The organism is Lactobacillus sp. 3B(2020), assembly GCF_013487845.1.
In the GTDB taxonomy this organism is placed as follows: domain Bacteria; phylum Bacillota; class Bacilli; order Lactobacillales; family Lactobacillaceae; genus Limosilactobacillus; species Limosilactobacillus alvi.
Window position 1 is genome coordinate 1,262,482 of sequence record NZ_CP047410.1, and the last position, 18,099, is coordinate 1,280,580.

Genomic DNA, 18,099 nt, shown 5'->3' on the forward strand with positions numbered 1-18,099 from the left:
CTTATTGTTTCCCTTCTGCCTTCTCATAGGCGGAAATTATCTTAGCTACTACTGGATGGCGGACAACATCATCAGCTTTAAAGTAAACAAATTCAACCGCATCAATGCCCTTTAAAATTTGCTCTGCTGAAAGCAACCCGCTTTTAGCGCCGCGAGGTAAGTCAATTTGCGAGACATCCCCGTTAACTACCATTTTGGCTCCGAAGCCAAGGCGCGTTAAGAACATCTTCATTTGGGCCTTAGTCGTGTTTTGGGCTTCATCTAAAATCACAAAGGCATTATCCAGAGTCCGCCCCCGCATATATGCTAGCGGAGCTATTTCGATAACTCCGCGTTCCATCAGCCGTTCTGTATGATCAGCTCCAAAAATACTATTTAAAGCATCATAGATTGGGCGCAGATATGGATCAACCTTTTCCTTTAAGTCCCCTGGCAAGAAACCAAGACTTTCCCCTGCTTCAACAGCAGGCCGGGTTAGAATAATCCGTTCGACTTCACCCCGTTTTAAAGCAGCCACTGCCATTGCAACTGCTAGGTAGGTTTTCCCCGTCCCCGCTGGACCAATTCCGAAAGTAACATCATGATTTTTCATTGCATGCACGTATTGCCGTTGACCAAAGTTTTTAACACGAATCGGCCGTCCTTTGCGATCATTGATGATTTTTTCTTGATATAAATCGGCAAAGTATTCGAGCGTTCCCTTATGAGCCATCTTCATCGCACTCACAATATCAGTGCTTGCAATCGTAATTCCTTGTTCAACTAAAGCAACTAATTGGTTGAGAATCGCAATTGTTAAATGAACGGCTTCGTTGGGGCCGCTAATCTTTAACTGATTACCAAATGGGTTAATGGTTACGCCCATTCCTTCTTCTAGAAGGCTAACATATTGGTCTTGCGTTCCCAAAAGGGCAATTTGAACCCGTGGATTATCGATTTCAAACTGCATTTCAATATTTTTTTCTACTTCTACCAAAAAAGTATTTCCCCTTTTTCTAAACTATCTTTAAAAATTATATCACAACCCGGTTTTAGATGAGTTAAAAAGGCCAACTGAGATCATAAGAAAAGACTGACTGAGAATGGAAAATATCCAAACTCAATCAGTCATAAAGCAGAATTTGTTAGCGCCAGTAAAGATTACTTTTGGAGCATCTTCTTAACTAATTCGTTAACAACCTTACCGTCGGCCTTACCTTTAACCTTTGGCATAATCGCGCCCATAACCTTCCCGAAATCTTTCATACTTTCAGCTTTAACTTGGGCAACTGTTTCTTTAACAATTTGGGCAATTTCGCTTTCCGATAATTGCTTTGGCATGTAAGTAGCAACGATTGCTAGTTCATGTTTCATTTGGTTAATTAAATCTTCACGACCAGCCTTTTCAAACTCCGCTAATGATTCCTTCCGTTGCTTAAATTCACGGGCAAGAACACTATTCGCTTCATCATCACTTAGGTCATGACCTAGCTTTATCTTTTCGTTTGTCACCGCGGCCTTTAACATCCGGATAACGCTTAGCTTTTCCTTATCCTTGGCCTTCATTGCGGCAACCATATCCTTAGTTAATTGATCCAATAAACTCATCAATCTACATCCCCTTTAATATCAAAAAAGCTCCCATTCAACCGAACAGGAGCTTTGAGCCAACTAGTAACGACGGCGCTTATTCTTACGCTTCCGTGCCGCTTCAGACTTCAACTTGCGTTTTACACTTGGCTTTTCATAGTATTCACGCTTGCGGTATTCTTGAAGCGTTCCGTTCCGTGAAACCGTACGTTTAAAGCGCCGAAGAGCATCGTCTAATGATTCATTCTTCCGAACGATAGTCTTGGACATATTTAATTCCCTCCCTCCGAGCTTAAAATCGTACTGTTATAACCAGAAAGATCTGGCTTATCCACTACGCAATATATTTTAGGCAAGGCCGCTAAGAAAGTCAATGAAAATTTTTAATTTTACCTAATTTTTTATTGGCAAATTTTGAAAACTTATTTTTTATAAACACCTGTTAATTCAGAGTTAAGATAAGCTGTTCTTGATATGGCTAGCTTAGCGTCCCCGAAGACATAGACGTTTTTAGCAACTTAATTGATCATCACTAACTTAAATTGCCTGAATGGTTACCATTAACGGGTTACTATTTTGCTTTATCTTCTTTGGTAGTTGAACTTTGTACTGCCAGATGCAATTCATCAAGTTGGGCTTGATCAACCGTTCCTGGTGCAGCCGTCATTGGTTCAACCCCCTTGGAATTCTTAGGGAATGGGATAACATCCCGGATGTTATCGGCACCAGCTAACAGCATGACCCACCGATCAAAGCCAAAGGCTAATCCTCCTTCAGGCGGCATTCCATTTTCAAGTCCCCGGAGCAAGAAGCCGAAGCGTGCATTAGCTTGTTCTTTCGTGTAGCCAAGAGCCTTCAAAACCTTTTCTTGAACCTTTGGATCATGAATCCGGATTGATCCCCCACCGATTTCATTTCCGTTTAAAATAATGTCATAAGATTGGGCATGCGCTTTATGAGGATCTTCACCGTCTTCAAGATAGTGCAAATCTTCTTCGTTTAACATCGTGAATGGGTGGTGCGCAGCAATCCACTTGCCAAAGCCTTCATCGTATTCAAACATTGGCCAATTAACCACCCAAAGGTAATTCCATTGACCAGGCTTAATCAGGTCAAGTTCTTTGGCAATTGCTTCCCGCAGGTAGCCAAGGGAGTCACAAACAACGTGGAAAGAATCAGCAACAAAGAGAATCAAGTCACCCTCCTTGGCGTCCAGCCGGTTGTTAATTGGCGTTGCCAAATCGTTTAAGAACTTTGCAATTGGCCCATTATAACCATCCGCTGTTACTTTAACCCAAGCAAGGCCTTTCGCATTGTAACGCTTGATGTATTCTTCCTTTTTACTAATATCTTTACGGGAGTACTTATCAGCCCCACCAGGAACACAAATTGCCCGTACGTAATTGCCCTTAGCAACGGTTCCAGAAAAGACCTTAAAGGACGAATCCTTAACAATATCAGAAAGGTCGTGGATTTCCATTCCAAACCGAGTATCAGGCTTATCGGAGCCAAACCGGTCCATGGCTTCTTGCCATTCCATACGTGGGAACGGCGTCTTAACATCAATTCCAAGCGCTTCTTTCATCACTTGCTTGATCAAGCCTTCCGTAACTTCTTGAATTTCCTCGGCAGTGGCAAAACTCATTTCCGTATCAATTTGGGTAAATTCTGGTTGCCGGTCACCCCGTAAGTCTTCATCCCGGAAGCACCGCGCAATTTGGTAATAACGATCAACCCCGGCTGCCATTAATAATTGTTTAAACAATTGTGGTGATTGTGGCAAAGCATAAAAATGACCATCATAGAGTCGGGAGGGAACTAAGAAATCCCGTGCTCCTTCAGGCGTAGAACGAGTTAAGTTTGGGGTTTCAACATCCATAAAATCATGATTATCATAATAATTGTGGACAATTGAAGCGACTTTACTCCGCAACTTCATATTCTTCATCATTTGCGGCCGCCGTAAGTCCATGTAGCGATACTTCAACCGCAAATCTTCTGAGGCATCTACATCATCTTTAATTTCGAAAGCTGGTGTTTGGGAACGAGCAAGAATCTTTGCTTCCTTAACTTCAACTTCAATCTTTCCGGTTGGCAGGTCAGGGTTGGCCTCTGCCCGGGCCCGGACTAGTCCCCGAATTTCAATAATGTATTCGCTCCGACACTCATTAGCAACATCAAAAGCGGTTTTATCGTCTTCTTCATTAAAGACCAGTTGAACAATTCCTTCCCGGTCCCGAAGATCAATAAAGATTAACCCCCCAAGGTTCCGCCGCTTTGCGACCCAACCCTTTAAGACGACTTCTTGGCCAATTTGTGATTCATTCGTCCGACCTGCATAATTCGTTCGTTTCATTTTTTATTCTTCCCCCAATTGTGCTTGATAAACACCCTTAAAGTCTGCCAATAGATCCGTCAACTTAAGGGAAACTTCTTCTTCACTAGCCATATTCTTGAAATGAACATTACCGTCTGCTAATTCGCGCGTTCCGACCGTAATAACTGCCTTAGCGCCAGCTTTAGCAGCGGTCTTAAATTGTGCCTTCGGTTTCCGGCCAAGGTAATCTCGTTCAGCAATTAATCCAGCTTGCCGAGCAGTTTGGACGATCTTTAAGCATTCAAGGTTTGTTGCTTCACCAATCCCCACGACGTAAAGATCAAGATCCGGTTGGGTTGGTAACCAAGCCTTTTCTTCTTCGAGTAATAAGATCAACCGTTCCAAACCAATCCCAAAACCGACACCTGGCATATCTGGCCCGCCAAGTTGTTCCACTAAACCACTGTAACGACCACCACCACAAATCGTTGTGTAGCCTTTTCCTAAGGATTTAGCTTGCACCATCACTTCAAAAATGGTGTGATTGTAGTAGTCAAGTCCCCGAACCATCGAGTCATCAACTACGTAGTCAATTCCTAAGGCATCCAACATTTGCTTGACCTTTTCAAAGCGATCATGAGCTTCTGGGGTAAGGTAATCAAGAATGGATGGGGCATCATCAACAAATTGCTTATCGCGTGGATCCTTACTATCTAATACTCGTAAAGGATTCTTTTCTAGTCTTGCTTGCGAATCTTCACTTAATTCATTGAAGTGCGGCTTTAAGTAGTCAATTAAAGCTTGGCGGTAGCTATCACGGCTTTCCTTGTCGCCCAAGGAGTTAACTGCTACGCGTAGATTGCTTAAACCCAATTTAGCAAAAAGTTGACAAGCCATAGCGATCACTTCAACATCGACTGCTGGATTATCACTACCAAAGGCTTCAACCCCGATTTGATGGAATTGGCGTTGCCGCCCAGATTGGGGACGTTCATAACGGAACATTGGTCCCATGTAGTAAACCTTGTAGGGCCGCTTAAATTCTGGGCCATAAAGCTTGTTTTCATTAAAGGCTCGGACAACTCCGGCTGTTCCTTCTGGGCGAAGGGCAACGTGGCGATCCCCTTTATCCTTAAAGTCGTACATTTCCTTTGTGACAACATCTGAAGTATCCCCCGCTGACCGGGAAAACACTTCATAGCTTTCAAACATTGGCGTCCGGATTTCTTGATAATCATAAGTTTTGAAAATCTGCCGCGCCTGGTCTTCAACATACTGCCATTTAATTGATTCGCCCGGTAGAATATCGGCCGTCCCTTTTGGTCGTTGATAACGCATTTAATTTCCCTCCTAGCTTTTTATGCCACTATCCCTAAAAATAAAAAGCACCCCTGCTTTTACAAGGGTGCAAGAATGCACGGTACCACCTTGGTATCACTCAGGGATAACGTCGCAAAACGACGATTATAACCTCAAAGGGGTCACTTAGTTTTCACTTGACTGGACTTTCACCATCCCCAGTTCGCTAAGCAAGTCTCAACTAATCAATCCTTCTCACCGGCTATTTTTCGCTATTTGATTCCCATCTACAATACTCGGTTTTACCAGGATCCGTCAAGCTTTTATTAGAAAGTTGGTCGACTTTATTAACAGCTTAACCAAAATTAAACAATACCAAATTCACCTAACTATTTTACTCTTCCAACGCTTGCTTTTTTAAATTCCCGCCGTAAACTTATTGATAAGGAAAACTTAATGAAGGGAGCGTTTTGCTTGCAGGCTACATTTAATCGTCGCCAACTTTGGCTTTGCCTAGTTCCACTCCTACTTGCACTCTGCTTAATCTTTGCCGTCACCAAACAAAATCAAATTACGATTCACAAAAGTGCCATTATTTTACGGCAAGGACCAGGTTTAACTTACGCTCCCATCAAGCAAAGCGCAACAGAAACCGGACAGATTATTGGTCAACAGAATAGCTGGTATAAATTACGAATCGATGATCATCAAGTTGCATGGGCACCTGCTTGGCGGTTAAAAGATCAAACTAAGGTAGGCACTCACAACGCTTTAAGCGAAGCGACAATTGTAATTGATGCTGGTCATGGTGGGTCCGATTCAGGAGCCGAGTACCACGATAACAGTAATAACCCTAAATACATGGAAAAAACTTATACTTTAGCCCTCGCCAAACGAGTTGCCAGTAAACTACGGGCCCAAGGTGCACGAGTAATAATGACCCGCGACAATGATCAGTACGTCGCTCTTAAGCCACGACCGAAAATGGCAGAGAAAACCAAGGCCGATGTCTTCATTAGTTTTCATTATGATTCATCCCCCCAGGCGAATGAAGGAAGCGGGGTCACCACTTACTACTATCACCGAGGACCTAGTAAAGAATTAGCCCAAACCGTTAATCACCAATTCAACCACCTTCCCTTAAAAAACCTAGGAATTAACTTTGGCGATTTTCTCGTTATTCGGGATAACACCCAACCAGCCATTCTCTGTGAGATGGGCTATATCAATACCAAACGAGATTTTCAACAAATCAAAACTGCCCGTTACCAAAATCAGGTTGCCAATGATGTTGTTACTGGGTTGAATCAATTTTGTCAAAATAGAGCTGGAAAATAATTTAGAAAGAAGATCGGTAGGATGTTAAATGACCAATGGTTCAAACAATTACCTCTAACTAAGATTACAAGTCATCAACCCGTGTCCGGTGGGGACATTAACCTTGCCTTTAAAGTGATTGCTGATAACAAGCCTTATTTTATCAAGGTCCAACCAAATCAGCCGGCAAAATACTTTGACCACGAACGGGATGGCCTAGCAGCTCTTGAACAAGCAATTAAAGTCCCTCATCCAGTTGCTCAAGGAGAAAGTGAAGGTAACGCCTTTTTAATCCTCGAATGGATCGAAAGTGGTTGGGGAGATCAATTTAAACTCGGTCAAGCCGTCGCAAAGCTTCACCAAATCACCAATGATAAATTTGGCTTTTCCACCAACCATAAGACAAAAGTCCTAGTTAAAGATAATCATTGGAACCCTAATTGGAGCGATTTTTATGTGCACCAACGCCTAGAACCGGAAATTAAAGCTGCTAAAGCAAAGGGCGTATGGAACGATTGGCGGAACCAACACTTTGAAAAAATGGTGGCCGCTTTCAAACGCTACTATGCTGACCATCCGGTTCAACCCAGTCTCTTGCACGGTGACCTTTGGGCAGGCAACTTTATGTTTGATGATCAAGGTCAACCCTTACTTATCGATCCTGATTCTGTTTACGGGGACCGCGAGTTTGATATTGCTATGACAACCATCTTTGGGGGCTTTGAAAATGATTTTTACAATGGCTATCAGAGTATTTTACCCCTTAGACCGGGATTAAATAACCGACTTGCTTGGTATCAGTTCTATTACCTGTGTATGCACCTAATCCTCTTTGGGGAAAGTTATGGTCCGAGCGTTGACCAGATTTTGGGGCGGTTCTAGTTGACGTGATCTAAAACTATATGTAGTAAAAACGAGGGGCTGGGAAGAAACGCACGTTTCTTCCCAGCCCCTCGTTGTCATCTCCGCATGTTACTCAACAACTACGGTTAAAGCAGTAGCCGAATGGCAGTTAACGGTCGCACCGCCTTGCATGGGGCTTTCTTTATTTCTCATACATGATCGTTACTGGCCCGTCATTCTCCAGTTCAACCTTCATATCAGCGCCAAAACGGCCAGTCGCAACATGAATTCCGGTTGCCGCTAACTTTTGGTTAAATTCTTCGTAAAGGGGTTGGGCTAAATCTGGTTTGGCAGCATTTGAAAAGCCGGGGCGATTTCCCTTCTTAACGTCCGCATAGAGGGTGAACTGGGATACCGAAAGGATCTCGCCGTTAACATCTTTGAGCCCAAGATTCATCTTCCCGGGTTCACTTTCAAAAACCCGTAAATTAGTAATCTTATGGACTAAGTAATCAATCTTATCGCTAGTATCATCAGGGGCAAAACCGACCAACAGGAGATAGCCTTTTTGAATTTTACCAACGATTTCACCATCAATTTTCACTTGGGCGTGGTTAACCCGTTGTAGTAATACACGCATAATTTCTCCTAGTGAATAACCCGTTTAACAACATAAACATCAGCCAAATTCTTCAAGGCATCTTCAATTAATTGGAGATGGTTGAGATTTCGAACCCCCACGGTTAAGGAGATCGTAGCCATTCGGTTATGATCAACTTTTCCATTAATTGAATTTAGGTACCGTGTTTTATTGTTGACTGTCCGCACTACATCGCTCAATAAACCATTGCGATTATAACCTTCCACTTCGATATCAGCATCGTAATTAGTCTTATCGCCTTGCGGATCCGCCCAGTGAACTGAAACTAATCGTTGTCCACTTTGTTCACTTGACTTAACATTAGGGCAATCCCGGCGGTGCACCGAGACGCCTCGTCCCTTAGTAATGTAACCAACAATATCATCCCCTGGAATTGGGCTACAGCAATGACTCAACCGGGTCAAAAGATTATCAACCCCATCAACAATAATGCCATCGTTAGAATTGGTCAGGTGCTTTTTTTCTGGTTGCTGATCAAGGGTCTTGTGTTCTTCCAGTAATTCTTTTTCTGCTTGTCGTTGTCGATCTGCCTTCTGTTGCTTCCGGACATCCGCGGTAAAGCGGTTGGCAACACCAAGGGGCGGTACATCTCCAAAACCAATTGCAGCAAACAGATCATCTGCCGTGTTGTAATGCATTTGTTGAGCGACTTTAGCTTCTTGGTCAGCGGTTAAGAATTCTGATGGGTTAAAGCCGTGATCCCGGAGCAAATTCTCAAGCATCCGGATCCCAGCTTCGATGTTTTCATCCCGATTATGCAAGCGGAAAAATTGCCGAATCTTATTCCGCGCCCGCCGGGTTGAAACTAGATCAAGCCAATCTCGGCTCGGCCCTGCAGATGAAGAAGAAGTTAAAATATCAACGATATCGCCGTTTTTAATTTCATAATTCAAAGGAACAATCCGGCCGTTCACTTTGGCTCCAGTAGTGTGATTACCAACTTCGGTATGAATTTGGTAAGCCATATCCAAGGGACCCGCTCCCTTCGGCATTTCGATGGCATCCCCCTTTGGCGTAAAAGCATAGACTTTATCTGCAAAGATATCACTCTGGACCCCCTGCATAAATTCATCAGTGCCGTTACTCTCTTGCCGTAATTCAAGAATTTCTTTAACGACATTTAACTTTTTACTGTCCCGGCTAGTTTGATCAACCCCATTGGTTTTTCCTTCCTTATAAGCCCAGTGAGCTGCCACCCCATATTCAGCCACTTCATGCATCTGATGGGTCCGAATTTGGATTTCTAGTGGTCGCCCTTCTGGTCCAATTACTGTGGTATGCAAAGATTGATAGCCGTTTGCCTTTGGCATTGCGATATAGTCCTTAAACCGCCCTGGCATGGGCTTCCAGTTAGTATGGATTGCTCCTAAAACTGCGTAACAATCCCGAATTGAATCGACCACAACCCGGATTGCAAGTAAGTCGTAAATCTCACTAAATTGTTTATGTTGCGTTACCATTTTCCGATAAACGGAATAGATATGCTTTGGTCGACCGTAAATTTCAACATTTTCGCCTAAGTCAAGATCATTAATCGCGCCTTTAACCTTTTCAATGGCAACGTTAATATAATTAACCCGTTGATCACGACGCGAATTCATTAAATGAACAATCCGATAGTACTGTTGTGGATTGAGGTAGCGCAAAGAGAGGTCTTCTAATTCCCATTTAATGGTACTAATTCCCAACCGATCAGCAATTGGTGCATAGATTTCCAAAGTTTCATTTGAAATTCGACGTTGTTTATCAGGCCGCAGATGTTGTAGGGTTCGCATATTATGAAGGCGGTCAGCAAGTTTGACAATCATCACCCGAATATCTTTACTCATTGCCAGGAGTAATTTCCGGTGAGTTTCCGCCATTTGTTCTTTGTTTGATTTATAATGAATCTTACTAATCTTGGTATCACCATCGACAATCAAGGCAATAGTTGGCCCAAACAATTCTTTAATATCATCGAGGGTAGCACCGGTATCTTCAACAATATCGTGCATATATCCAGCGCAAACCGTTTCAGGATCCATTCGCAAATTAGCTAAAATTCCGGCAACTTGAATGGGATGGATAATGTATGGTTCGCCAGATTTCCGGACTTGATTAGCATGGGCGACCGCTGCAAAGTGATAAGCCTTCTCAACGAGAGCAACGTGCTCCGCATTCATATACGTAGCAACCATCTTTTTAACGTCATCATGAGTAAGTTCTTTTTGGCGCGACATGTGACTCCCCCCTTAATCTGCTCTGGTCATTGACCAAGTAAGATAACTAATTCCGAGGTAAACAAGTGCAAATGGCCACATATAACGAGGTGCAAAGTTATAAGCACCAATCAAAAAAGCTCCTGGGAACCAAAGTAACATTCCCCAACTTCGGTTAACCGACCGTTTTCCAAGCCAGATACTAAGTAAAGAATTAACGATTAACAGCAAAATGCCAACCATCATTACACGACTAATGAAAGCTAGTTTTGCCGCCAAACCAGTAACAACAATTCCCATGATTAAGCTCGTAATAATCACTGTCCAATCAGCTTTTTGCCACCATTGCTTCAACTTTTTCATTCTCTTTTCCTCGTAATTAAAAATTAGATTATTCTTATTTTAGCACAGCTTTTTCCTAATTTAGCGCGATTTGCCCGCATTTAATAGTTCTAATTGATAAGAAACCGTAGCTAAGAAATATAGTGGGGCTGTTTCCGCTCGTAAAATTCGGGGACCAAGACCAGCTGGTAAATACCCTGCCTGCTTAAGAGTTGTAACTTCGGTTTCAGTAAGCCCCCCTTCTGGTCCAAATAATGCTAAGATTGTTTGACCAGGTTGTAGAGCTTGTAAAGCTTTAACCAACGTACCAGTTTCGCCTTGTTTTGCTGATTCTTCCCAGGCCACTAACTTTACATCGGCCGGTTGGGCGGTGACAGCTTGTAAGTTCGGTAAATATTCGAGCGTTGGCAAACTATTCCGATGCGATTGTTCAGCCGCCCCTTCAATAATTTTTGCAAGGCGCGCAAGCTTTTTGGTAATTTTCTTTTGGTCCCAGTGACTCACTGAACGTTCACTTTCAAAAAAGATAAAATGGTTAGCTCCTAGCTCGGTTCCTTTTTTAACAATTAGCTCAGGCTTTTCCTTGGTTTTAGGTAAACCACAAGCAACGATAACGCGGACTGGTAATTCAGCATTCACTGCTAATTTTTTATCAATCTGAACCGTGGGAACTGGATCCATAGCATTAACACTAGCTTGGTAAACACAGTGATCAGCAAGAACAATTTCAAGGGAGGTCCCAATCTTTCCTCGTAACACCGTCAATAAATGATGTGCCTGTTCTTTGGGAAGCTGGATTGGTTGCGTCGTTAAGGTTTGATAAGGTAAAAAATACCGTTGCACTAGTCATCTTCCCCCTTTTTGTGGGCAATGATTCCATACCAATCTTTAATCCGCATGGTTTCATCAATGACAAAGCCGGCCTTCTCTTGGGCCGTTAAAATTTCTTCAAACTTATCTTTAATAATACCCGAAGTCAAAAATTTACCGCTTGGTTTAAGATTTGCCATCGCTTGGGGAATTAAAGGCAAGATAATTTCCGCTAGAATGTTAGCAACCACCATATCAACTTGGGTTTTAATCCCGTCTAAAAGACTATTTTGACCGACCAAAACATCGTTAGCGACTGGATTCAAAGCCAGATTTTTCTTCGCTGATTCAACCGCAACCGGATCCAAGTCATAAGCCTGAACCTTACCAGCCCCTAATTGTTTTGCGGCAATACTAAGCACCCCAGAACCAGTTCCAACATCTAATAAACTTTCGCCTCCCCGAATGGTCATCTCCAAGGCCTGCAGCATCAACTTAGTCGTTGGGTGTGTCCCCGTACCGAACGCCATTCCTGGATCTAACACGATTTGCTTTTCGTTTTGATCACTTGGTTGATAATCAACCCAAGCCGGTACGACCGTTAGTTGATGAGTAATCCGAACGGGATGATAGTACTTTTGCCAAGCTAGTGCCCAGTCATCATTGGTAATTTGGTTAACACTTACTTTAGCCGGCGCCGGATCAATCCCAAATTCAGTCAGTTGCTTGACAGCAGCTTCAACTTCCGCAACCACTTCTGGAACGAACGTCGTTGGTGGAAAGTAACCCGTTACCGCGGCCCCACTTTCCCGATGAGGGAGATCAAACGGATCTACAATTTCGCCATACTTACCGTACTTACCAACGGTTAGCTTGGCAAAATCTGCCGCATCGTCAATTTTAACGCCAGTTGCCCCATGGTTAGTCAATTGATAAGAAACTGCTTCAACTGCTGCTGTACTGGTTTCAACTGTAATTTCTGTCCAATCAGCCATTTCTATCCCTCGCTTAAAATTTTTATTAAAAGTAACGGAGCTACGACAAAAAAGCTTTGCCGTAGCTCCGTTATCAAGTATGATAGCTTCAAATGAAGTTTAGTTATCCTTTGAAGCCTCATTTTTTGGCCCATCCACAATCTGTTGGCGTTTCTTTTCCAAATGATTGGTTAAGTAAATAATCAGATCACGTTCGGTCTTGAAAATCCGGGGATGGTGTTGATGGTGGAGACGGACATCAATTTCATTGATTTTTAACCGTCCCGTCCAGGTATGAGAGTAACGAATGATTACCCGGTTATTAAGTTTATGCTTGCCAAACCGGAAAATATAAACATGTTCCTGCGTCATCATCGGTCGGATGTATTCTTTCTTATACGTAAGATCATTATCACGCATAAACTGTTTAGTCCGATTTAGAATGGTAATCACCTCCTCTGCTCTTAAGGATACAGCCTTTTTCAATGATTCTATTTTAACATAGCTTTTGCTTTTGAGACAAAAACTATGCCATAGTTAAGAAAATATTTTACCATATTTAAAATCATTTGAGGAGATCTAAAATGTCAATTTTAATTGCACTATTAGTAATTTGGATTTTATGGAAGTTATTTAAGTTTTCATTGTGGTTATTAGGAGTAATCTTAGTAATCACTTTAGCGGCTGCTTTTTTTAAACTCCTATTAGTGCCGGCGATTTTGTTGCTTGGTCTAGCTTGTTTTGGGTTATTCAATCACTAGTTACCTTTTTCTTCAAAATTACTTCTAATTCGATAGTAAGCAAAGTGACTTGATAATTTTCGAAAACGGGTAAGGAAACACGTTCTTTTAAGGACGTGATGAATTGCCCTAATTTTCTGTCCTTTAGGTCACATGGATAGATAAATATGTGATATAATTATTGACATGAAAGATACAAATAGACTTACGTATGGGAGAACTTCCGTATATAACTTAAATTACCACATTGTTTGGGGAACTAAATACCGTAACAAAGTCTTGCAGGGACATGTTGAACAAGTGTTTAAGGAGTTAGTTAATCAGATTGCTAAAGAGTATGGCTTTACAATTGCTCATCTTGAAATTGGCAAGGATGATCACGTTCACTTAATGGTTAGCGCCCCACCTAAGCTATCTGTCACCAATATTGTTCGTTGGTTAAAAGGGATCACTGCATATCAATTATTTCGCAAATGTCCAGAATTGCAGACCAGCTATTGGAAACAAAAGGGGCGCCACCTTTGGTCACCTAGTTATTACGTAGAAAGCATTGGTGCCGTAAACGAGCAAGCTGTAGCTAAATATATTGACGACCAACGTAAAAAGGAGAGCTAAATGCTTAAACTGCCTAAAACAACTGAATATGTCCGTACTCGCCGGTACCACCTAGTTGTTACGGCAGAGTTAACTGAAAAACACATGTGTAACTTGGCTGTAGAAAACGAACTACACAACTATGCGCTTAAATTCCTAGAAAGAACCTACGGTTATAAGCATCTCGGTCGTGCTTTTCCAACTACTCGTACTGGTAAGAACTATATTATTAAAGATGAAATATTACCGCGATTTTTAAAAGAATACTATAATTTAAAACGTTGGAATGCTAAGAAAATCGGATTACACTCACAAGCAGCTTATCAATTCTTAGTAACGATGTTGACTAATTTCGGCGAGTACCGAAAGGTGCTCAAGAAAGCATCCATGATGACCGAACAAGAAAAAGAAGATTACCGTAACAATAAGCACGGTAACAATCCTAAACACCGCTCTTGGTACCGTAAGGGATCACTAACATTCCTACGGAATGAAGCTAGTCATAAGACGATTTCCTTACCCGATAATGGTCAAATCGAGGTGCTGTCACCACACTGGATTAAGCTTCAAGATTATGGAGTGGTTCAAGTATTAGAAGATATCCGGAACCTAAAGAACCAGAAGGTTGTCACATCTAAGATTAAGCGTAAAGGCGATGATACTTTTGAGCTTCAGCTAGTTCTAAAGTCCACAGTTGAACGGGTTAAACCAGCAAGAAAAGCTGGCGCTGATTGGAACATGAAAGACGAAAAAATCTTCCATACTTCCAATGACGAGCGAATTTACCTGCCCTTACGAGCGTCGGCATTAGCTGATAAGTATGAATCAATCATCAACGGGCTCAAGAGTCGTCGAGATATTTTAAGCGCTCACCTAAACAAGCGGTGCCGCCGCTTAGCTGATCTCAACCAACAAATTAGATACTATAATGTGCGAAGGACGAATCTGCTAACGGAAGCCTACCGTAAAATTGCTAAACAACTCTTTGATGATTACGACTTACTAGCCATCGAGCAACTCGACGCTAAAGAAATGCGTCGTGAGTCTAAGGCGTTAAGTAAAGCCGGTAATCGCGGTAAGAACCGCCATTTAGCAAAAGTTAAACCTTACGAATTAGCCCAATTATTGACGCAAGTCGCCAACCGTGAGGGTAAAACTCTGCTTAAGGTTGATTCCTACAAGACAAGTCAAGTTGAATACGGCACTGATTATGTCCAGAAACATGAAGTTGTGGAACGCCACTGGCGTTCTGAACTGACAGGTAAAGAAATCATTCGGGATCTCAACGCAAGTTGGAATATTCTTAGTTGGGCACTCGATCCAAAGAAACATTACAAGTATCGCGAACGGTAACAAGAAATTGAAGACGCAAAAAAGAAAGGAGTCGCTAAAACACGACTCCCTAAAGCAATTAAGCCAGAATATCTAGTTGAAATTAATTAATATCATCACAGGCGGGACAGAACCTTGCCGTCCTTAAAGGCTACAAGAGGAGACTTTGGCGTATCACCCTGAGCGTGCAAAACGGGTGCGAAAAGCCTTCGGAAACGGTTTTAACTGTTCGAGAATTAAGTGTAACTTGATTCTCCATTGCCTAAACGATTTCCAGATCAAGAGGCACACTGTTGCCTTTTGATCCAGAAGCTCGGTCATTTATGGCCGAGTAGTTCACAAGACCTACCAATATTTTATAAATCACTAATTTGATAGTCTTTGAACTTAAAAAACAAAAAAGCTTGATAATTTTTACACAAATCGATCCATTTTGTAACAAAGATGGTATAATTACAACCGTAGCGATACTGTTACAAATACGCAATGGAAGAGAGTGTTATTTCATGTCAAAGAATCATCAAAAAGTTGTTCTCGTTGGGGACGGCGCCGTTGGTTCAAGTTACGCATATGCAATGGTTCAACAAGGGATTGCTGAAGAACTTGCAATCATCGATATTTCTAAGGAACGGACTGAAGGGGACGCATTAGACCTTGAAGATGCTACCCCATTCACGGCTCCAAAACTTGTTTACTCCGCTGACTACGACACTTGCAAGGATGCTGACTTGATTGTCATCACTGCTGGTGCTCCGCAAAAGCCAGGTGAAACTCGTTTGGATCTGGTTGACAAGAACTTGAAGATTATGAAGTCCATCATTGAACCAATCAAGAAGTCCGGTTTCGATGGTATCATCTTAGTTGCTGCCAACCCAGTTGATATCTTAACTTACGCTGCTCAAAAGCTCTCCGGCTTACCAAAGAACCACGTCTTCGGTTCTGGTACTTCCCTTGACTCCGCCCGGCTTCGGGTTGAAATGGCTAAGCGCTTTAACGTAAGCCCAGTTGATGTTTCCGCAAACATGATGGCTGAACACGGTGACTCCGAATTTGCTGCTTACTCTACTGCAACGATTGGTGGTAAGCCATTACTCGAAATGGCTAAGGAAGCTAACATTTCAATGGACGAACTTTACAAGATCGAAGACGAAGTTCGTCACAAGGCTTACGAAATCATTAACCGGAAGGGCGCTACCTTCTACGGAGTTGCAACTGCTTTGATGCGGATTTCACGGGCAATTCTTCGTGATGAAAACGCAGTACTCCCGGTTGGCGCACCAATGAATGGTGAATACGGTTTGAATGACATTTACATTGGTTCACCTGCCGTTATCAACGCTAACGGGGTTGACCGGGTAATCGAAGTTCCACTGGATGACCGTGAAAAGAAGGCCATGGCCGACTCTGCTGCAACCTTGGAAAAGATTGCTAAGGATGGTATGGCTAAGCTTCAAGGCTAATTAAAATTAACCATAGATATAAAAGGTCGGTTTCTACCGATCTTTTTTTATACAGTCGTTTTATCAGCCTATTGGTAAAATTGTTAATTAAATCATGATTTTCCTCCCTAATTTTGAATCAACTGCTACCATCTTCCAACGCGATGTTTACCAAATCACGTGAATCTGTTAAGAAATTAAAAATGAACCCTTTAGCTAATCATTCGATTAGGAATTTTAACTTTTCAAATTTAAAAGTTTTAGTATAATGGTAATTGAATAATTACGTTGATCAACGGAAAGGACGTTTAAATTATGCTCAAAGAATTCAAAGAGTTCATTAGTCGTGGAAATGTGATGGATCTAGCCGTTGGGGTAATCATTGGTTCTGCTTTTACTGCGATTGTTACTTCGCTAGTTAAGAACTTAATCAACCCCTTGATCGGGATTTTCTTAGGAAAAATTGACCTTTCTAACTTGGTTTTTTCAGTTGGCGATGCTCATTTTAAATATGGTTCTTTTTTGAACTCGGTAATTAACTTCTTAATTATTGCCTTTGTGGTCTTCCTTTTAGTCAAAGGAATGAACAAGATCATGCCAAAGCCAGCTAAACCCGAAGCACCAAAGCATGCCAGTGCAGAAGAATCGCTTGAAAAGATTGTTAAGATGTTGGAAGAAGAAAAGCAAGCTTAATGATGTAAGAACCTTGACTTGTGGTCATCGGGGTTCTTTTTTATTTTCCCTTACTAAAATCATTATAATGAGTCGATATTAACAACAAAATGATTAATCGAATTGGTGGAAAACCTGCTGAGGGAGCAATAGAATATTCAAAGCAAGGTCACCATTGTTAATGGTAAAGAAGTGATCTAAACCTACTAGAGAAAATTTAGATCATTTTTACTTTTTATGCTTCTCCAACCTAAAATTCCCCTTTATAAAAGAACCTACAATCGTTGGAATTTTTTCCAGCAATTGTAGGTTCTTTACGTTTAAAGGGGGTATTGCTTTTAAAATAGATAAACTCAATTCATTATGAATATTGTTATATCTGAACTACATCTAAAACCAGTGTTGGTATGAAACTCAACTAGATCCTAATTTTCAGTTGCGGACTACTCATGAAACACTTGTAAAAAATCAAAATAAACTGGAAAGTCTGTAAATTTTTTCTACCTTAAACCTAAATTACCTGAAAACAACAAAATTTATTGAGGGCAATAATACATATGTAATAAAAAAAGAGCCCCATTTGGAGCCCTTTTTGGTAACTAGATGTCGCGACGCCGTTCAGCGATCCGAGCACCCTTACCAGTCCGTTCCCGAAGGTAGTAGAGCTTAGCCCGACGTACCTTACCATGACGAACAACATCGATCTTTTCAACCCGTGGTGAGTGAAGTGGGAAAGTCCGTTCAACACCAACCCCGTTACTGATCTTCCGTACCGTGTAAGTAGCGGAAATCCCAGCACCATGGCGCTTAACAACAACCCCTTCAAACATTTGAACCCGTTCCCGGGAACCTTCCACGATCAAGGCGTGAACCCGAACCGTATCACCGGCCCGGAATTCAGGAATGTCGTTACGTAATTGACTTGCAGTAATCTTTTCGATCAATTGATTTTGACGCATAATTTTCTTTCCTTTCGCCGATATTCATTCTTT

General features: G+C 41.9%; 19 protein-coding genes. 7 read left to right on the forward strand and 12 right to left on the reverse strand.

The window, feature by feature from the left end:
* Position 1 precedes the first annotated feature (1 nt).
* The 5 genes from GTO83_RS06190 to hisS all read right to left on the reverse strand — a co-directional run bounded on the left by GTO83_RS06190 (position 2) and on the right by hisS (position 5,224).
* Positions 2 to 949 carry a PhoH family protein gene (locus GTO83_RS06190; protein WP_180872146.1) on the reverse strand — a complete coding sequence of 316 codons (948 nt, stop codon included), beginning with the start codon at positions 947 to 949 and terminating at the stop codon, positions 2 to 4.
* A 191-nt stretch (positions 950 to 1,140) separates the two neighbouring features.
* On the reverse strand, positions 1,141 to 1,587 hold the full coding sequence (locus tag GTO83_RS06195) for a GatB/YqeY domain-containing protein (protein ID WP_180869734.1): 447 nt from the start codon (positions 1,585 to 1,587) through the stop codon (positions 1,141 to 1,143).
* A gap of 63 nt (positions 1,588 to 1,650) precedes the next feature.
* A complete protein-coding gene (gene rpsU, locus GTO83_RS06200; protein ID WP_019205763.1) occupies positions 1,651 to 1,839 on the reverse strand; it encodes a 30S ribosomal protein S21 in 189 nt (62 codons plus the stop codon).
* 301 nt (positions 1,840 to 2,140) lie between these two features.
* The gene (gene aspS / locus GTO83_RS06205) at positions 2,141 to 3,925 is read right to left on the reverse strand and encodes an aspartate--tRNA ligase (RefSeq protein ID WP_180869735.1); all 1,785 of its coding nucleotides are present in this window, start codon (positions 3,923 to 3,925) and stop codon (positions 2,141 to 2,143) included.
* 3 nt (positions 3,926 to 3,928) lie between these two features.
* Entirely contained in the window at positions 3,929 to 5,224 is a 1,296-nt protein-coding gene (gene hisS / locus GTO83_RS06210) for a histidine--tRNA ligase (RefSeq protein ID WP_180869736.1), read from the reverse strand.
* 435 nt (positions 5,225 to 5,659) lie between these two features.
* Here hisS and GTO83_RS06215 point away from each other — a divergent pair, with 435 nt between their 5' ends.
* Both GTO83_RS06215 and GTO83_RS06220 read left to right on the forward strand, forming a co-directional pair.
* Entirely contained in the window at positions 5,660 to 6,523 is an 864-nt protein-coding gene (locus GTO83_RS06215) for an N-acetylmuramoyl-L-alanine amidase (RefSeq protein ID WP_255463099.1), read from the forward strand.
* Positions 6,524 to 6,544: 21 nt separating this feature from the next.
* Positions 6,545 to 7,384, forward strand: coding sequence for a fructosamine kinase family protein (locus GTO83_RS06220; protein ID WP_180869738.1), 840 nt, complete (start codon positions 6,545 to 6,547; stop codon positions 7,382 to 7,384).
* Positions 7,385 to 7,547: 163 nt separating this feature from the next.
* On the opposite strand, the gene dtd is transcribed toward GTO83_RS06220, so the two are convergent.
* The 6 genes from dtd to GTO83_RS06250 all read right to left on the reverse strand — a co-directional run bounded on the left by dtd (position 7,548) and on the right by GTO83_RS06250 (position 12,750).
* On the reverse strand, positions 7,548 to 7,985 hold the full coding sequence (dtd, locus tag GTO83_RS06225; protein WP_180869739.1) for a D-aminoacyl-tRNA deacylase: 438 nt from the start codon (positions 7,983 to 7,985) through the stop codon (positions 7,548 to 7,550).
* Between the two features lie 8 nt (positions 7,986 to 7,993).
* Complete coding sequence (locus GTO83_RS06230) at positions 7,994 to 10,225, reverse strand: bifunctional (p)ppGpp synthetase/guanosine-3',5'-bis(diphosphate) 3'-pyrophosphohydrolase (protein ID WP_180869740.1); 2,232 nt, start codon at positions 10,223 to 10,225, stop codon at positions 7,994 to 7,996.
* A gap of 12 nt (positions 10,226 to 10,237) precedes the next feature.
* The gene (locus GTO83_RS06235; RefSeq protein ID WP_180869742.1) at positions 10,238 to 10,567 is read right to left on the reverse strand and encodes a hypothetical protein; all 330 of its coding nucleotides are present in this window, start codon (positions 10,565 to 10,567) and stop codon (positions 10,238 to 10,240) included.
* A gap of 60 nt (positions 10,568 to 10,627) precedes the next feature.
* A complete protein-coding gene (locus GTO83_RS06240; RefSeq protein WP_180869744.1) occupies positions 10,628 to 11,389 on the reverse strand; it encodes a 16S rRNA (uracil(1498)-N(3))-methyltransferase in 762 nt (253 codons plus the stop codon).
* Positions 11,389 to 12,351 (reverse strand): 50S ribosomal protein L11 methyltransferase, encoded by a 963-nt coding sequence (gene prmA / locus GTO83_RS06245; RefSeq protein WP_180869746.1) that lies wholly within the window; start codon positions 12,349 to 12,351, stop codon positions 11,389 to 11,391. The genes GTO83_RS06240 and prmA overlap by 1 nt, the downstream gene beginning before the upstream one ends.
* 99 nt (positions 12,352 to 12,450) lie before the next feature.
* Positions 12,451 to 12,750, reverse strand: coding sequence for a hypothetical protein (locus GTO83_RS06250; RefSeq protein WP_180872147.1), 300 nt, complete (start codon positions 12,748 to 12,750; stop codon positions 12,451 to 12,453).
* A gap of 164 nt (positions 12,751 to 12,914) precedes the next feature.
* Between GTO83_RS06250 and GTO83_RS06255 the strand changes: the two genes are divergently transcribed.
* The 5 genes from GTO83_RS06255 (at position 12,915) to mscL (ending at position 17,128) form a co-directional block, all read left to right on the forward strand.
* The gene (locus tag GTO83_RS06255; protein WP_180869747.1) at positions 12,915 to 13,091 is read left to right on the forward strand and encodes a hypothetical protein; all 177 of its coding nucleotides are present in this window, start codon (positions 12,915 to 12,917) and stop codon (positions 13,089 to 13,091) included.
* A gap of 165 nt (positions 13,092 to 13,256) precedes the next feature.
* Positions 13,257 to 13,685: an IS200/IS605 family transposase gene (gene tnpA / locus GTO83_RS06260; protein ID WP_180869749.1), complete on the forward strand. Its 429-nt coding sequence runs from the start codon at positions 13,257 to 13,259 to the stop codon at positions 13,683 to 13,685.
* Complete coding sequence (locus GTO83_RS06265) at positions 13,686 to 15,017, forward strand: transposase (RefSeq protein ID WP_180869750.1); 1,332 nt, start codon at positions 13,686 to 13,688, stop codon at positions 15,015 to 15,017.
* 485 nt (positions 15,018 to 15,502) lie between these two features.
* Positions 15,503 to 16,456: an L-lactate dehydrogenase gene (locus GTO83_RS06270; RefSeq protein WP_180869752.1), complete on the forward strand. Its 954-nt coding sequence runs from the start codon at positions 15,503 to 15,505 to the stop codon at positions 16,454 to 16,456.
* A 294-nt stretch (positions 16,457 to 16,750) separates the two neighbouring features.
* Positions 16,751 to 17,128, forward strand: coding sequence for a large-conductance mechanosensitive channel protein MscL (gene mscL, locus GTO83_RS06275; protein WP_180869754.1), 378 nt, complete (start codon positions 16,751 to 16,753; stop codon positions 17,126 to 17,128).
* A gap of 578 nt (positions 17,129 to 17,706) precedes the next feature.
* On the opposite strand, the gene rplS is transcribed toward mscL, so the two are convergent.
* Complete coding sequence (gene rplS, locus GTO83_RS06280; protein WP_180869755.1) at positions 17,707 to 18,066, reverse strand: 50S ribosomal protein L19; 360 nt, start codon at positions 18,064 to 18,066, stop codon at positions 17,707 to 17,709.
* Positions 18,067 to 18,099 lie beyond the last annotated feature (33 nt).